Origin of the sequence: Prevotella sp. LMAG:51, from assembly GCF_008680225.1 — a bacterium.
GTDB classification, from domain to species: Bacteria; Bacteroidota; Bacteroidia; order Bacteroidales; family Bacteroidaceae; genus Prevotella; species Prevotella pectinovora.
In genome coordinates this window covers 132,590-148,895 of record NZ_NALQ01000021.1, presented here as the reverse complement: position 1 = coordinate 148,895, position 16,306 = coordinate 132,590, and the positions used below count along the sequence as shown (strand labels likewise).

Annotated in this window: 12 protein-coding genes; 10 read left to right on the top strand and 2 right to left on the bottom strand. The window is 45.5% G+C overall.

Annotated features, from left to right (window positions below):
* The first annotated feature begins 98 nt into the window (after window positions 1-98).
* The gene (locus CCC32_RS07560) at window positions 99-1,055 is read left to right on the top strand and encodes a helix-turn-helix transcriptional regulator (RefSeq protein ID WP_022317348.1); all 957 of its coding nucleotides are present in this window, start codon (window positions 99-101) and stop codon (window positions 1,053-1,055) included.
* Here CCC32_RS07560 and radA read toward each other — a convergent pair whose 3' ends face one another.
* Complete coding sequence (gene radA / locus CCC32_RS07555) at window positions 1,056-2,435, bottom strand: DNA repair protein RadA (protein ID WP_287073425.1); 1,380 nt, start codon at window positions 2,433-2,435, stop codon at window positions 1,056-1,058. It abuts the gene before it with no gap.
* A gap of 170 nt (window positions 2,436-2,605) precedes the next feature.
* On the opposite strand from radA, the gene CCC32_RS07550 reads away from it, so the two are divergent.
* From CCC32_RS07550 to CCC32_RS07520, 7 genes are all read left to right on the top strand, one after another.
* Window positions 2,606-3,442 (top strand): ABC transporter substrate-binding protein, encoded by an 837-nt coding sequence (locus CCC32_RS07550; protein WP_287073422.1) that lies wholly within the window; start codon window positions 2,606-2,608, stop codon window positions 3,440-3,442.
* 8 nt (window positions 3,443-3,450) lie between these two features.
* On the top strand, window positions 3,451-5,676 hold the full coding sequence (locus CCC32_RS07545) for a tetratricopeptide repeat protein (RefSeq protein WP_287073419.1): 2,226 nt from the start codon (window positions 3,451-3,453) through the stop codon (window positions 5,674-5,676).
* Window positions 5,677-5,816: 140 nt separating this feature from the next.
* Complete coding sequence (gene mazG / locus CCC32_RS07540) at window positions 5,817-6,665, top strand: nucleoside triphosphate pyrophosphohydrolase (protein WP_287073416.1); 849 nt, start codon at window positions 5,817-5,819, stop codon at window positions 6,663-6,665.
* Between the two features lie 54 nt (window positions 6,666-6,719).
* Window positions 6,720-7,286, top strand: coding sequence for a lipocalin-like domain-containing protein (locus CCC32_RS07535; protein ID WP_042519457.1), 567 nt, complete (start codon window positions 6,720-6,722; stop codon window positions 7,284-7,286).
* 3 nt (window positions 7,287-7,289) lie between these two features.
* Window positions 7,290-8,228, top strand: a complete 939-nt coding sequence (locus CCC32_RS07530) for a ribonuclease Z (protein WP_287073413.1) — start codon at window positions 7,290-7,292, stop codon at window positions 8,226-8,228.
* 530 nt (window positions 8,229-8,758) lie between these two features.
* Window positions 8,759-10,540 (top strand): translation elongation factor 4, encoded by a 1,782-nt coding sequence (gene lepA / locus CCC32_RS07525; RefSeq protein ID WP_287073411.1) that lies wholly within the window; start codon window positions 8,759-8,761, stop codon window positions 10,538-10,540.
* Between the two features lie 81 nt (window positions 10,541-10,621).
* Window positions 10,622-11,218 carry a Crp/Fnr family transcriptional regulator gene (locus CCC32_RS07520; RefSeq protein ID WP_044065902.1) on the top strand — a complete coding sequence of 199 codons (597 nt, stop codon included), beginning with the start codon at window positions 10,622-10,624 and terminating at the stop codon, window positions 11,216-11,218.
* A gap of 151 nt (window positions 11,219-11,369) precedes the next feature.
* Here the strand turns inward: CCC32_RS07520 and aroB are convergent, their stop codons facing one another.
* Entirely contained in the window at window positions 11,370-12,422 is a 1,053-nt protein-coding gene (gene aroB / locus CCC32_RS07515) for a 3-dehydroquinate synthase (RefSeq protein ID WP_287073464.1), read from the bottom strand.
* 295 nt (window positions 12,423-12,717) lie between these two features.
* Here aroB and CCC32_RS07510 point away from each other — a divergent pair, with 295 nt between their 5' ends.
* Window positions 12,718-15,672: an outer membrane beta-barrel protein gene (locus CCC32_RS07510; RefSeq protein ID WP_287073407.1), complete on the top strand. Its 2,955-nt coding sequence runs from the start codon at window positions 12,718-12,720 to the stop codon at window positions 15,670-15,672.
* 70 nt (window positions 15,673-15,742) lie between these two features.
* Window positions 15,743-16,207, top strand: a complete 465-nt coding sequence (gene greA, locus CCC32_RS07505; RefSeq protein WP_042519452.1) for a transcription elongation factor GreA — start codon at window positions 15,743-15,745, stop codon at window positions 16,205-16,207.
* The last annotated feature ends 99 nt before the right edge of the window (window positions 16,208-16,306 follow it).

Sequence of the window (16,306 nt, the reverse complement as noted above, 5' to 3'; positions counted from 1 at the left end):
GGATGTCTGTTTTTCAGTTGAAAAATACCTAAAAATGATTATTGCAGGATTGCAAAATAATAATTTACTTTGCATGCTGAATATAAAGGAAGTGGAAGATGAAGAGTCAAAAACTATATGAAGCCGATGATAAGCTTATCGTGCTTATCAGAGACAACTATAACGTACTGCAAAGTCTTGGCAGTTTTGGTATTAATCTTGGCTTTGGAGACAAGACCGTGAATGAGGTGTGCGAGGCGCAAGGTGTTGATACTTACACATTTCTGGCAATCGTTAATCTCGTCATTAATGGCTACAAGGCCTTCGATGACTTCTCGAGATTGTCTATACCTACTATCATGCATTATCTTCATGCCAGCCATGAGTATTATCTTGATTTCCAGTTGCCTTTTATACGTAAGGAACTCGTAGAAGCATTAGACGAGAAGGACAATCTCGCTCGTCTGATACTCAAATTATATGATGAGTATGCCGAAGAAATCAAGAAGCACATGAAGTATGAGGAGAAATTCCTTTTCCCATACGTGGAGTCGCTTCTCGACAAACAACCGCTGCCAAACTATGACATTGATACATTTTCAAAACATCATGGTCAGACTGACCAGAAACTGCGAGAACTGAAAAACATCATAATCAAATATCTGCCTAGCGATGGATTGCGCAATAACCAGCTGTCTGCCACTCTCTGTGATATTTATAATAACGAGGAGTGGCTTGCCAAACATTCTGACGTGGAAGAAGAAATAATGATTCCTGCCATCCGTACGCTTGAGAAGAAATTGAAACAGAATGATGTGTCTGCAAAAATTTCAAGCATGATAAACACTAACCCTGGAAATCAGGACGCATTGAGCGAGCGCGAGAAAGAGGTGATAGTGAGTCTGGTGCAGGGAATGACTAATAAGGAAATTGCAAACCATTTGTGCATTGCCCCCAACACCGTCATTACCCATCGTCGGAACATTGCGAGGAAGTTGCAGATCCACACCCCAGCCGGTCTTACCATCTATGCCATCGTGACAAATCTGGTGGATATATCTTCTGTTGAAATCTGATTATCCGAATAGATGTCTTAGGGCTTCTTCTACTTTTCTTACAGGAATGATGTTTATCCCTTTGATATTGCGGGCTTCGAAGGTGTGGAAATTCTGATTTGGTATGATGATATTGGTAAATCCGAGTTTCTGAGCTTCCGATACTCTTTGTTCTATTCTGCTCACGGGGCGCACTTCTCCGCTTAGTCCCACTTCTCCAGCCATACACCATCCTTGTTCTATGGCTGTATCCACATTGCTCGAAAGCACGGCGGCTATGATGCTGAGGTCCATGGCCTGGTCTGTTACGCGCAGTCCTCCGGCAATGTTTATGAATACGTCCTTTTGTATGAGTTTGAACCCCACGCGCTTCTCTAGTACAGCCAGCAGCATGTTGAGCCTCTTTTGGTCGAACCCCGTTGCAGAACGTTGTGGTGTGCCGTATGCAGCCGTTGAGACGAGGGCTTGAGTCTCCACAAGAAATGGCCTCACACCCTCTATCGCACACGAAATTGCCACTCCGCTTAGTCCTTCATGATCTTCAGAGAGCAGCAGTTCAGATGGATTAGAAACTGGTCGCAGTCCATTGGGCAACATCTCGTATATGCCAAGTTCTGATGTGCTTCCGAATCTGTTCTTTATGGATCTTAGAATTCTGTACATATGGTGTTGGTCACCCTCAAACTGTATCACTGTGTCCACGATATGCTCGAGGATTTTCGGTCCAGCCAGTGTGCCTTCCTTGTTTATGTGGCCTATCAGTATTATCGGTGTCCCCGAAGTCTTTGCAAATCTTAGTAATCTTGCGGCACACTCTCTTACCTGTGATACGCTGCCTGCAGAACTGTCCACGTCAGAAGTGCTGATGGTCTGTATGGAGTCTATCACCACGATTTCCGGTTTGACATTGCTTATACATGCGAAGATATTCTCCAACGATGTATCGCAGAATATAAGACAGTTGTCGCTTGGTGACTCGTTTATCCTCTGTGCCCTCATCTTCAGTTGGTGGGCGCTTTCCTCTCCGCTTACATACAACACCTTCTTGCTTACTCCCAATACCGTTTGCAGCGACAGTGTGCTCTTGCCGATGCCGGGTTCTCCTCCCAGCAGTGTCAGCGACCCCTTCACCAGTCCGCCACCCAACACTCTGTTAAGTTCATCGTCTTCCATATCGATTCGTGGGTCGTCAGTGCTTGAGATGTCCTTTATGTTCAGTGCAGAGAGGGTTTGGGGGCTGACGAGACCATTTGTCTTGAACGAAGATTCGCTGGATGGTCCGGCAGCCACTCTGAACTCCTTGAATGAGTTCCATTCTCCACATTGCGGACATTTGCCTATCCATTTGGGAGACTCCTGTCCGCAGTTGCTGCAAACATATATTGTCTTGTCTTTTGCCATATTTTTCGGATTACTTTAGACAAAAGTAATGATATTTTTCTGCATAACAAAATAAAGCGTTATCTTTGTGCTGTATTTATATATACCATATCTGTCTGATGTGGAGTGATGCTTCATTCTTGGAACCGGAGGAACTTGGCTTCATATCCTTCATAATAAAGTAAATGGCAATGATGACAAACATAAATAAACTCTTTGGAGCCTTCGTAGCAGCTATTCTTATGGGGTGCTCTATTGGAGGCGGTGGCAAGACCACAGATAAAGACCAGATGGAGAGGAAGGCGAAAGACTCCTTGGCTCTAAAGGTTGGCGTTTCGCAACGCATCGACTGTCTGCCTGCTTTCGTAGCTCTGGATGAAGGCATATTCGACTCTTTGGGGGTTGATGTTAAGCTCGTCCACTACACTTCGCAGCTTGATTGCGACAAATCGTTGGGAAAAAAGACGATTGATGGAGCTTTCGTTGACGACAAACGCATAGAATATCTTGTCAACCATGGCAGACTTTCTTTTGATAAGGTGTTGTCTACAAGAATGGAATGGAAACTTGTGGCAAACAGAAAGTCGCGTGTCACTAAGATAAACCAACTGTCAGACAAGCTGGTTGCGATGACAAGGTTTTCTGCCACAGATTTCCTTTGCGACAAGATGTCCGACAGCATAAAGGGAAAGAAGGAAGAGTTCTTCCGTGTGCAGGTGAACGATGTTGATATTCGCCTGAAAATGCTTCAGAACGGCGAGATAGACGCGGCATGGCTTACAGAACCGCAGGCTTCTGTTGCCAAGAAAAGCGGAGGTGTGGTGTTGATGAATAGTAACAGTTGTTCGAAAGACCTGTCTGGACTGTTCTTCACATCCTGCGTAGAGTCAGATAAGCGCAAGAAACAGCAGATAGATACTTTTGTACGTGCTTATAAAATAGCACAGGAACGCATCGCGAAGCAAAATGCAGCTGGTTATTCTCAAATGATAAGGCATTACTTCAAATATAGTAATGTCTCTAAATAGTATGTGTTATGGATAAGAATGAATTGAAACAGTTTTCCGTAGCCCTTCGGCTTGTTGAAGGCAAAGACCTCGGAGCGGCGTTAGATATCATACTGCCCTATGTAGAGTCGCATCCTTATGTTCCTTATTCTGAAGATGTGAAGGACATAAAGGAGAATTTCCGCCTCATGCTTCATTACATGGAGCTAGGCGTGGAGGACGACATGCGCGAATCTATGTACAATGATATGCTGGACAAGTTGAAGGGGGGTATTCGTAATCTTAGGTCCGACTATAGACGCAGAAACGTTGATTTCTATAAGGATGCCTATTCGAGAGCCTCAGTGAAGACAAATTCTTTCTCAGAGAAGGCTATACGGATGCAGATGGAAGACTTCGTTTCAGATTTGGCTATGTTGCAGCTTGAATCGGTAGAGAAACGCGACAAAATGGCGGATGAGCTATATTTGTCTCATTATTCATTCATGCAGGCATTGTTCTGTCATATCGTAGTTTCTGAACTTTGGACTGAAGAACAGGCCAGTGCCATTGGTGACATTATTCTATCGCCCACAGTGGATTCAGGAGACGCTCAAGTGGTCGTCAGTGCCATGATGTTGTCGGTGATGAATAATTTCGACATTAACAAGTTCCGTGTGCTTGTCAGAATATACAGTGAAGCCAAAGACGAGGCACTGAAGCAGAAGGCTCTGATAGCATGGACTCTGTCGGTTACTGATGGTGTAGATTCTGCTCTGCAATTGCAGATAATGTCGCCTCTGCTCTCTCGTGATGATGTGGTGAGAGACCTGCTCGACTTGCAGAAACAAATGGTATTCTGCATGAATGCCGAAAATGACAACGACATCATACAGCGAGACATCATGCCAACGTTGGTAAAGAACAGCAATCTCACGTCTTATCGTCTTGGCATCGAAGACAATGATCAGGAACTGAGGGATATCCTGGATCCTGAAGCCGACGACAGGTCGATGGAAGAAGTGGAGAACAAGTTCCAGAAGATGATAGAGATGCAGAAGAGTGGAGCGGACATCTATTTCGGAGGCTTCTCACAAATGAAGCGTTTCTCCTTCTTCTATAGTCTTCCAAACTGGTTCTTTCCATTCAGCTTGAACCATCCCGAACTTCACCGCGTGAAAGATAGTCTAAAGCGCAACAGGTTTCTGACCAACCTGATGGCAACAGGGCCGTTCTGCGACAGCGACAAGTATTCTTTTGCCCTTGCCGTTGTGTCGGTGATAGACAAGATACCGTCGGACATGATAGAAATGATGAATCATGGCGAGATGCCAAAGCAGCAATTTATGAGTGATGAAGAAATGGCCACTCCTGCCTATTTGCGCAGAAGAGCCCTTCAGGATCTATATCGCTTCTACCGCCTCTATCGCTGGCATAACCAGATATACAATCCTTTCGACACAGATAATGTGCTCTTCATGGCTTGTTCTCTTTTTGACAACACAGCAGTAAGTGAGAAACGCGTTGAGTTGGGCAATTTCCTGTTGTCGCGTCGTGAAGCGATACTGTTATCCAAACTGATGCCCAAGCTACAGTTCGACGGTTCTGTAGCTGGATATCTGGTGAAGGGTGGCTATTATCTTGAGATGTCGAGAGATTTCGTTGAGGCTAAAGAATGCTTTCTGAAAGCTGCATATTTCTCGGGCGATGACATAAGGGCGTTGAGGGGAATGGCAAAAGCCGCTTTCCATTCCAACGACCTGAAAATGGCTGAGAATGCATATCGCAAACTCTATACCCTTGAGCCAGACAATAAGTCGTACGCTCTACACTATGCAATAGTATGCTCCAAGATGGGAGATTTCGAACAGGCTGCGAAAATACTGTATGAGCTTGATTACAAATATCCGGAGTCCGCCAATGTAAAGAGAGTCCTGGCTTGGACTCTTATGGGTGAGAACAAACTTGAACAGGCAGCGAAAATCTACGCCAAACTGCTCGATAGTGATACTGTGGGTGACATGGATTTACTTAATGCAGGCTACTGCAAGTGGTTCATGAAAGACATTTCAGGTGCTACCACCTTGTTTGCCGAATATTGCGAGAATTTGTTGAAGTCAAGAAAAGACTCTTCTGCTCCCGACTATCTGTCCATTTCGAATATCCTCGACGAGGATTTCATCAACGATGGAGCTATGCTCAACTGCTTCGGCATTACCGCTGTTGAAATGATATTGATAAAACGTATAACGTATAAATTGACCAGAGACAAGTGAAATCCAAGAGGAGAGATTTAGCCTTGGACTGATGGCCTGTCAGTAGGGTGGTTTCCTTGGTCCTTTCATTTGGAATTGTTGGAAATGGGTTCCCCAAACGACTTGTCCACATGTTGACTCGTAAACTTAAAAGAACTAAAATGCATACAAGAGAAGAAAAACTAGAGGCCTTCGGGCGTTTTCTCGATGTGCTCGACACGTTGAGAGAGAAATGTCCTTGGGATAAAAAACAGACAAACCAGAGCCTGAGAACAAATACGATAGAAGAGGTGTTTGAACTAAGCGATGCCCTCATGAAAGACGATACGCTGAATATTTGCAAGGAACTTGGAGATGTGTTTCTCCATATCTGTTTCTATGCTAAGATTGGTGAGGAGAAAAGCGCGTTTGACATTGCCGACGTCTGCAACAAACTTGCTGACAAGCTTATATTCCGCCATCCCCATGTGTACCACCCTTCACAGGTCGGTGCTTCATCACCTAAGCCATTGCCTTATGGTGAGGATGACAAGCCTTCTGATATGCAGAATGCCGACACGGCACAGAAGGTTATAGAGAACTGGGAACAGATAAAACTGAAAGAGAAAGATGGCAACAAGCGTGTGCTTTCAGGTGTTCCGGATGCTCTGCCGACATTGATAAAGGCATACCGCATTCAGGACAAGGCGCGCAACGTGGGATTCGATTGGGAAGACCGTGGTGATGTGTGGAAAAAAGTGCGTGAGGAAATGTCGGAACTGGAGGAGGAACTGCGGAAGGGTGACAAGGAAAAGTCTAAAAAAGAACTTGGCGATTTCCTGTTCAGTGTCATCAACGCAGCCCGTCTTTATAAAATCAATCCCGATGATGCCCTGGAGCTGACAAACCAGAAGTTTATACGTCGATTCAATTATATTGAAGATCATTCAATCAAATTGGGTAAACCTTTGACGGAAATGACTTTGGATGAGATGGATAAACTTTGGGATGAAGCAAAGTCTAATGAATAAAGGATGGCGGAAACACCGTTGTCTTATTGTTGAAAACATAATAAATCATACAATATGAGGAAAGTATTTTTGTTTATTGCTGTATGTCTTGCATTCTCCTCTCTGGTAGGATGCGATGGCAAGAAAAAGACTGACGGCGACAATGCCCCAACACTGGTGGACAGCAATGCTGCGGCGGATTCCACGCTTTATGGCATATGTGGCGAAGGCACGTCCATGTCGGTTTTGGAACTTATTACCGACAAGGGTGACACTCTTTCCCTTCTGCTGGAGGGTGCAGACACCTGCAGCAATGTGCAGGGAGGATTGCTTGCCGGCGACCATTTGGCTGTGATTTCTTGTAAGACAGCCGATGGGGAGCTATTTGCCAAATCGGTTCTCAACATAACATCCTTAATGGGTAAATGGACGAGCATAGACCGTCATTTCGTGATAGAAGAAGGTGGAGTGGTGACAGGCGACGACAGTGAGCCTAACCCGTACGTGGAGTGGAAGATAAACAATGGCAGACTGGTATTGAGCTCCGACACTTTCAGCGTATATGGTCTCGGCCCGGATTCTCTGCTGCTTGAAAACCAGAAGGGAATATATGCATATAAGAGAGATGTAAAGCAACATTAGCATATGGCAAGATTTCGTGTTCATATACTTGGCTGTGGCAGCGCACTGCCAAATTTAAAGCATAATACCACGGCACAGCTTGTTGAGGTGCACGACAAGTTTTTCATGGTGGACTGTGGTGAGGGCACCCAGCTGCAGCTGCGCAAGAGCCGTGTCCATTTCGGCAAGGTAAACGCCGTGTTCATCTCGCATCTGCATGGTGACCATTGTTTTGGACTGATGGGGCTTGTCTCTACTTTCGGATTGCTGGGGCGCACGGCTCCATTGCATATCTATGCACCGAAGGAGATGACGGAGCTGTTCGATCTGCAGAGACGTATGTTCTGCCAGACTTTCGAGTATGAATTGGTGTTCCATCCGTTGGAAACCACAAGGAGTGAAGTCGTATATGAGGATAAGAGTCTTACGGTGACCACTGTTCCTCTGTCTCATCGTGTGCCCTGTTGCGGATTCTTGTTTAAGGAGAAACCGCTGCAGCCACACCTCAACAGGGAAATGCTAGATTTCTATGAGATTCCGCGTAGCCAGTTCAATAATATCAAACAGGGGCAAGATTGGACGACCGCTGATGGCGAGACAATTCCGAACTCCCGTCTTGTCCTACCGGCAGACAAGCCTCTCTCGTATGCTTTTTGTTCAGACACGCGCTATATGCCAGACCTTCACAAATTGGTATACGGTGTTGACGTGATTTATCATGAGTCTACTTATGGAGATAAAGATGCTGCCAATGCCCGCAAGTATTATCATTCCACTGCCTCAGAGGCTGCCCGTGTGGCATCCGATTCCTGTGCAGGACTCCTTCTTCTTGGCCATTATTCTTCTAAATATGCCGATGAGACCTGTCTTCTTGATGAGGCGTGCCGTGTTTTCCCCTCGGCGGTCCTGACCAATGAAATGGATGTTGTCGATGTGGCAAATAGGTGTAAAGTAGAGGAGTGACATATTGGCAAGTACGCGGAATGACGCTGTTTAATGAATTGTTTTCAACCGTTTTCAGCTAGTAAACCATTGGTTGTTGCCTGCTGAAACGGTTGTTTCTTGTATTCTGACAGGTACTTTGTTTTCCTTGCCCAGACATTTATGGGATGTTTAATGTCTTGTAAAAGATGTTTCCTGAACTGCGACACTTTGCCAACTGAACTCCTAGTCTCTTCTTGTCTGTTTATATAAACGTGTTGTTATTTTGATAGTTATATGTGTATATTAAAAATACTCGTTTGGGCATATTGGGGAGCAGTGGCATAGTTGTCGTAGTTGATTATTCCTTTCGCCTTCCTGTGTCTTTTTACTTCTTTTCCGTTCGGAAAGTTTCCAACATGCCAAACTTTAATCATAAAAATAAAGTTTCTTGATTATTCATTGTGACAGTCGGAAAAAAAATGTATATTTGCAAATAGAAATATTGTGGACGCACATGCCGTACGGCTTTCCGTCACTACATTGATATATATTGTAACTACAAAACCCTAATGGAGAATATAAGAAACTTTTGCATCATAGCACACATCGACCACGGCAAGTCTACACTTGCCGACAGGCTTTTGGAATATACCAATACCATCAAGATCGTTGAGGGACAGATGCTCGACAATATGGATCTTGAGAAGGAGCGAGGCATCACCATCAAGAGCCATGCCATTCAGATGGAATATAACCACGAAGGTAAGGACTATATACTGAATCTCATTGACACTCCGGGACACGTAGACTTTTCTTATGAGGTGTCGCGAAGCATTGCGGCATGCGAGGGGGCGCTACTCGTGGTAGATGCCACACAGGGAGTTCAGGCGCAGACTATCAGTAACTTGTATATGGCTATCGATCACGACCTCGAGATAATCCCGGTAATCAATAAGATTGACATGCCTTCGGCTATGCCGGAAGAGGTGGAAGACGAGATAATTGAACTTATCGGATGCGACAGGAAAGACATTCTCAGAGCTTCCGGAAAAACCGGAGAGGGAGTGGAGGATGTACTGAAGGCTGTAATAGATCGCGTTCCACATCCCACAGGAGAGCCGGAGAAGCCCCTGCAGGCACTCATCTTCGACTCTGTATTCAATCCTTTCCGTGGCATTATTGCATACTTCAAGATAGAGAATGGAAAGATCAGCAAAGGCGACAAAGTGAAGTTCTATAACACAGGAATGGAATATACAGCCGACGAGGTAGGAGTGCTCAAGATGGATATGATTCCACGCAAGCAACTCTCTACAGGAGAGGTGGGATATATAATAAGCGGTATAAAAGACCCGACAGAGGTGAAGGTCGGTGATACCATAACCCATGTGGCGCGTCCGTGCGCCAAGGCCATAGATGGATTCCAGGAAGTGAAGCCGATGGTGTTTGCCGGTGTTTATCCTATCGACCCCTCAGAGTATGAGAACCTGCGCACGTCGCTTGAGAAACTGCAGCTCAACGATGCCTCATTGACCTTCCAACCAGAATCGTCGGTGGCCCTCGGATTCGGATTCAGATGTGGGTTCCTCGGACTGCTTCATATGGAGATTGTTCAGGAGCGGCTTGACAGAGAATTCAATATGGACGTGATTACTACCGTGCCAAACGTTTCATATATGGTATACGACAAGCACGGTGAATCAAAAGAAGTGCATAATCCATCGGGACTGCCCGATGCCACGATGATAGACCACATTGAGGAGCCTTATATCAAGGCGTCGATAATCACCGATACCAACTATATCGGTCCTATAATGAAACTCTGTCTCGACAAGCGAGGCGAATTGCTCAAGCAGGAGTATATCAGTGGAAATCGTGTGGACCTTCACTTCATGTTGCCATTGGGAGAGATTGTAATTGATTTCTACGACAAGCTGAAGAGCATCTCTAAAGGCTATGCCTCGTTCGACTACCATGTGGATTGCTACCGCCTGTCTAAGCTTGCTAAGCTCGATATCCTGCTCAACGGAGAACCGGTGGATGCATTGTCGACTCTCACCCATCAGGACAACGCAGTGGCTTTCGGCAGAAGGATATGCGAGAAACTCAAGGAACTGATACCTCGGCAGCAGTTTGATATTGCTATACAGGCTGCCATAGGAGCAAAGATCGTGGCGCGCGAGACAATCAAGTGCGTGCGTAAGGACGTAACGGCAAAATGCTATGGTGGAGACGTGAGCCGTAAACGCAAACTGCTCGAGAAACAGAAAAAGGGAAAGAAGCGCATGAAGCAGATCGGCAATGTGGAAGTGCCTCAAAAGGCATTCCTGGCAGTACTGAAACTCGACTGACGCCATGGATTCCTGGACTGGATGTGGAAAACCTGCAATGAAATAAATATATAAACAAAATTAACAGGAGGGGAAGTCATCATGAAAGAACCAACCTTGACAAAGAGAGACATTGCCAGGGAACTGGCAAGAAGATACAGCACAATGGCACACGATGAGCTTGACATTTTGGAGAGTATTCTCGTGCCCATGAAGTTTGCACGTGGCGAAAAGGTGGTGGAATCTGGAGATGTGAGTGACGCCATCTATTATGTGGAGCGTGGCATGGTTCGCGAATTTTATTTCAAGAACAACAAGAGCGTGACTGAATATCTTGCTGCCGATGGCACTATAGTTATGAGTATCGAAAGCCTTTTCAGAGAGGAACCGTCAAAACTTGTCATCGAGGCCCTGGAGCCTACTATCGTATATGCACTGCCCAAGAAAAGGCTCGAGGAGGTGGCGCTTCATAACGTGAACATACAGATTCTCTACAGGAAGATTCTGGAGGAGAGTCTCATAATATCGCAGCGCAGAGCAGACCTGTTGCGCTTTGAGAGTGCGAAGGACAGATATCTGAAACTTTGCAAACTTAATCCTAAGGTCATAATGAAAGCACCGCTTGTATATGTGGCAAGCTATTTGCAGATGACGCCGGAAACGTTGAGTCGTGTGCGCTCTGCTGTGGCGATGGAATGATAATTGTGATTTTAAAGAATAGTGTGAATGCGGATGCTAAGCCTGGTGTCAGGTTGGTATCCGCATTATTTAGTTATGGGAAAAGCCTACGACGCAGTATTAAAATACTACATTGAACGGCCTGATGACCGATTGGGACCGTTAAAAGGTATCAGCTCTCCCTCAGAAAGTCTAGAGCTTCGAAGACAAGTTCTTTAGAAGCCGTTTGGTTTATCCTCACTTCACCCACATCGGAGAGTAGCGTGAAGTTTATCATGTCGCCTGTGTTCTTCTTGTCGTGGAGCATCAGCGAGAATAGTTTGTCGTAGTCTTTGCATGAGAATTCGGGGCGTCCGTAGTTATCGAGTACAAACCTTGTCGTCTGTCTCATCTTCGTCGTAGGGAAGTTCAGCAGAGCGCAGCTAAGAAATAATTCCCCCACAAGTCCATAAGCTATGGCATAACCATGCAGTAGAGTCTTGCCTTTCTGCATAGCCAATGATTCCAAGGCGTGACCAATGGTGTGCCCCAGATTCAATGCCTTGCGGATGCCATTTTCGTGAGGGTCTTCAGTTACTATGCGCCTTTTCAGTTCTATACTGTCGGCTATCATCAACGAGAGTTCATTCAGGTCGAGTTTGTCAAAATCGAAAAGCAAGTGTCTCGCCCAGATTTTGTCGTCGCTTATCAAGCTGTGTTTCAGCATTTCGGCATATCCCGACAGAATGTTCTGATGGTCGAGAGTCTTAAGAAATATCGTATCAATGAAAACAGTATTCGCATCCTTGAACACGCCAATCTCGTTTTTCAGTCCGTTGAAGTTTATTCCTGTCTTTCCTCCTACAGAGGCGTCAACCATTGCCAGCAGGGTGGTGGGGACATTGATGAAGTCGATGCCCCTCTTGAAACATGACGCAGCAAAGCCTCCCAGATCGGTTACCATGCCTCCGCCAACATTCACCATACACGAATGTCGTGTGCAGCCGTTGTCGCTAAGTTCCCTCCACACGTGTACGGTTGATTCGAGAGTCTTGTTCGTGTCAGAGGCATCTATTGTGATGTGGTAGGCGTTGCGTGTTGCTTCGCAGCTGTTGATGATTGGCAGACAATGGAGGCGGGTGTTTTTGTCGGTAAATGTGAACACCTTGTCGTAGTTTCCTGAAACAAGAGCCTTTGTCAATTCATCAGCAATTTTGTGGGTTATAATGACCTGTTGCATTGTGATTTCTTTTATTGCCGTATTGAGAATATGTATGTTTGTACGTGCCGTTGGAATATGGTGGCACTCATTGCACTGAAAGTTCAGTAAATAATTGCAAAAATATGAAAATCTGTCGAGAAAATGAAAAAATCTTTGTTATTTTGCCAAGCTTTGGGTTAAACATTTGCTTGCTTTGTGCGTCTATAACTAAATTTGAGTCAACACATGACATTTGTTTGGCCCTATGCCGCATATGAATGAAGTGTTGTATATCAGTTACACAGAGTTCTTCATTAATAAGTAATATACAATATTAAATATGAAAAGATTCAAGATGTTACTCCTTGCCATTCTTAGCGTAACGATGGTTATGGCACAGGAGATGAAAGTGGCGGGTACTCTTGTAGACCGTGACACTAAGGAAGGAGTGCTGATGGCTACAGTACAGTTACTGAAGAGCGACAGCACATTCGTAAAAGGAGTTCTCACTGATGACGTCGGCAATTTCAGCCTTTCCATTGAAGGTCCCGGCAAATACATACTGCGCTTCTCGAGTGTGGGCTACAATACTATAAGCAAATCTTTTGCTGTCAGTCAGACCCAACCAGAAGTCGACATGGGGAAAATCAGTTTTGGAGCTGACGCTGTGATGCTGAAAGGAGCCACAATCCTCGGACAGGCAGCCAAGGTGACGCTTAAGGAAGACACCTTCGTGTATAACGCTTCGGCATATCGCACACCTGAAGGCTCTGTAGTGGAAGAGCTTGTGAGAAAACTCCCTGGCGCACAGGTCGATGACGATGGAAAAATCACCATAAACGGAAAGGAAGTGAAGAAGATCCTTTTCGACGGAAAGGAGTTCATGAGTGGAGATACCAAGACCGCCATGAAAAACATACCAACGTCTATTATCGAAAAAGTAAAGGCATATGAAGAGAAGAGCGATCTCGCCAAAGTGACAGGCATCGATGACGGAGAGGAAGAGACTGTGCTTGACTTTGGAATAAAGAAAGGCATGAACAAGGGAGTGTTTGGTAATGCAGATCTATCTATTGGCAACCACGGCAGGTATGCCGAGAGACTGATGGGGGCTGGATTCCAGGAGAAGGTACGTATAATGGGATTCGGCAACGCCAACAATGTAAATGATGCCGGATTCCCGGGAGGTGGAGGCAGATGGAGAGCACCGATGCAAGGGTTAAACTCCAAGAAAATGGTTGCTTTCAACATGAATTATGAGGATAAAGGCAAACTGAAACTCGATGCCGGTGGCAGATGGAATCACTCAAACGGAGACCTGCAGCAGACACAGGCGGTGGAGAACTTCGTGAACAAGAGTGGTGCGTTCTCAAACAGCAATACTGCAAACCTCACGCGTGTCAATGGTTATGATGCGAGAGTCAAGATGGAATGGACACCAGACTCCATGACTAACATCATGTTCAGACCAACATTCTCATATTCCACTAATGACGCACAGACCAATGGAGTTTCGGCAACATTTCAGGACAACCCATATTCGTATGGAGACGATCCGCTGGCATCGCTCGACAGTATGGCTGAGCATGGAGTAATAGTGAACAGCAGACAGAACCGCAGCGTCTCATACACAGAGTCGAAAAAGGCGGGGGCAATGCTTCAGCTCAACAGAAAACTCGGCACCAAAGGACGCAACATCACACTTAGAGGTGACATGAGTTATGCCGATGGCAAGAGCAACAATCTATCATTGTCGAATGTTCATCTGTATCAGATAAAAGACATTTATGGAGCAGACTCCACATACCAGACTAACAGGTATAACGTCACTCCGACCAAGAACTTGCAGACGGAGCTGCAGTTCACTTACAGCGAACCGCTATGGCGAGGAGTATTTTTACAGCTCAGCTATAAGTTCACATACAATTTCAGAAAGAGCGACAGAACGACATACGATTTCAGTAGAGTGGACCAAGACTTTTTCGGCAACGTTATGTCGTCATATCGCAACTGGACAGACTATCTATCGCTCCTGAGCGGAAATCTAGGTGACTATTACGACAAGGAGCAGAGTCGTTATTCTGAATACAAGAATTACATACACGAAATGCAGTTGGGCGTGAAGGTGATGAAAAAGAAATACAACCTCAATGCCGGTGTAATGGTGCAACCACAGACATCAAAGTTCATTCAGGAGTATAGAGGCGTGAGCACCGACACTGTGAGAAATGTGGTCAACGTGTCGCCTACTTTCGAGTTCAAATATAAGTTCTCAAAGACTAGCACCCTCAAGATAAATTATCGAGGCACCACGGCGCAGCCGGAGATGGCAGACCTGCTCGACATAACAGATGACAGTGACCCACTGAACATTAAAAAGGGTAATCCAGGTCTGAAACCTTCGTTCACCAACAACTTCAGACTCTTCTACAACACCTACATACCTGGTCATCAGACTGCGGTGATGACATTCGTGAACTGGAGCAATACGAGAAATGCCGTGAGCAATGCCGTGACATACGACGAAACAACAGGTGGAAGGACAACGCGGCCGGAGAACATCAACGGCAACTGGAACACAATGGCTGCCCTGATGCTCAACACTTCGATAGATACTGTGGGAGTGTGGAACGTGAACACGTTTACTACGTTCAACTACAACAACTATGTGGGTTATCTCTATAGTCAAGACACACATGTCACGCAGAAGAACACCACGAGGACCACAAGTCTGTCAGAGAAACTTTCTTTCGGCTACAGAAAAGACTGGCTCGACGTAAGCCTCGATGGTTCGCTCAACTATATGCGCACCCGCAACCTGTTGCAGCAGGGCAGCAATCTTGACACATGGCAGTTCTCGTATGGAGCAAACCTCAATGTCTATCTGCCCTGGAACATGAGCATCACTACAGACCTGCACGAGAATTCCAGAAGAGGATACGATGCCGGAGCAAATACCAATGAACTGGTGTGGAACGCACAGGTAAGCCAAAGCTTCCTGAAGGGTAATGCACTGAGCGTGTCAATACAATTCTACGACATTCTGCAGAACATGAGCAACTTCTCAAGAACGGTGAACGCCATGCAACGTAGCGACACTTACTACAACAATATCAGTAGCTACGCCATGATACACGTTGTATACCGCTTCAACCTCTTCGGAGGCAGAGATGCCTTCAACAAGGATGGAAGGCCTAAGCACCCATCCGACATACCTCGTGGCGGATTTGGCGGACGGCCAGGAATGCCCCCATATGGAGGTTTCGGAGGAGGAAGACCACCTCATATGTTCTGATTGTATACAATCAGTAGTAATGAATTTATTGGACATTAAAATTGACGAACAGAAACAAAGATAATACAATATGGAATATATGTCACAGGAAGGCTTTGACAAAATAGCCTCTGAGTTGCAGCATCTCGAACGTGTAGAACTTCCTAGAGTGAGAGATGCCATTTCTGAAGCCCGCGACAAGGGCGATTTGAGTGAGAATTTTGAATATCATGCCGCAAAGCGAGAGCAGGGAAGGGTGTTGGGCAGAATCCGTTTCCTGCAGCGGGTGCTGGAGAATGCGAGGGTGATAGACAAAGCGTTGCTGAAGAGCGACTGTGTGGGGCTGCTCAGCGAAGTGGAAATCACTAATCTTGCCAACTCGCACACGATGAAATACACCATTGTCAGTCCACACGAAGCCGACATGAAGACAGGCAAGATATCCATAAAATCTCCAATTGCACAGGCTATGCTCAACAAAAAGGCAGGTGAAGAAGTGGAGGTGAGAGTGCCTGCAGGAATGATAAGGTTGAGAATAGAGAGTGTGAAACTATAACATTAGTTTTATATCGTATCAAAAAAACAATGCGGTTGTCCCAGTCTGACAAAAGACGAGGATAATCGCATTGTTCATATATTTGTGACAAAATCGTTA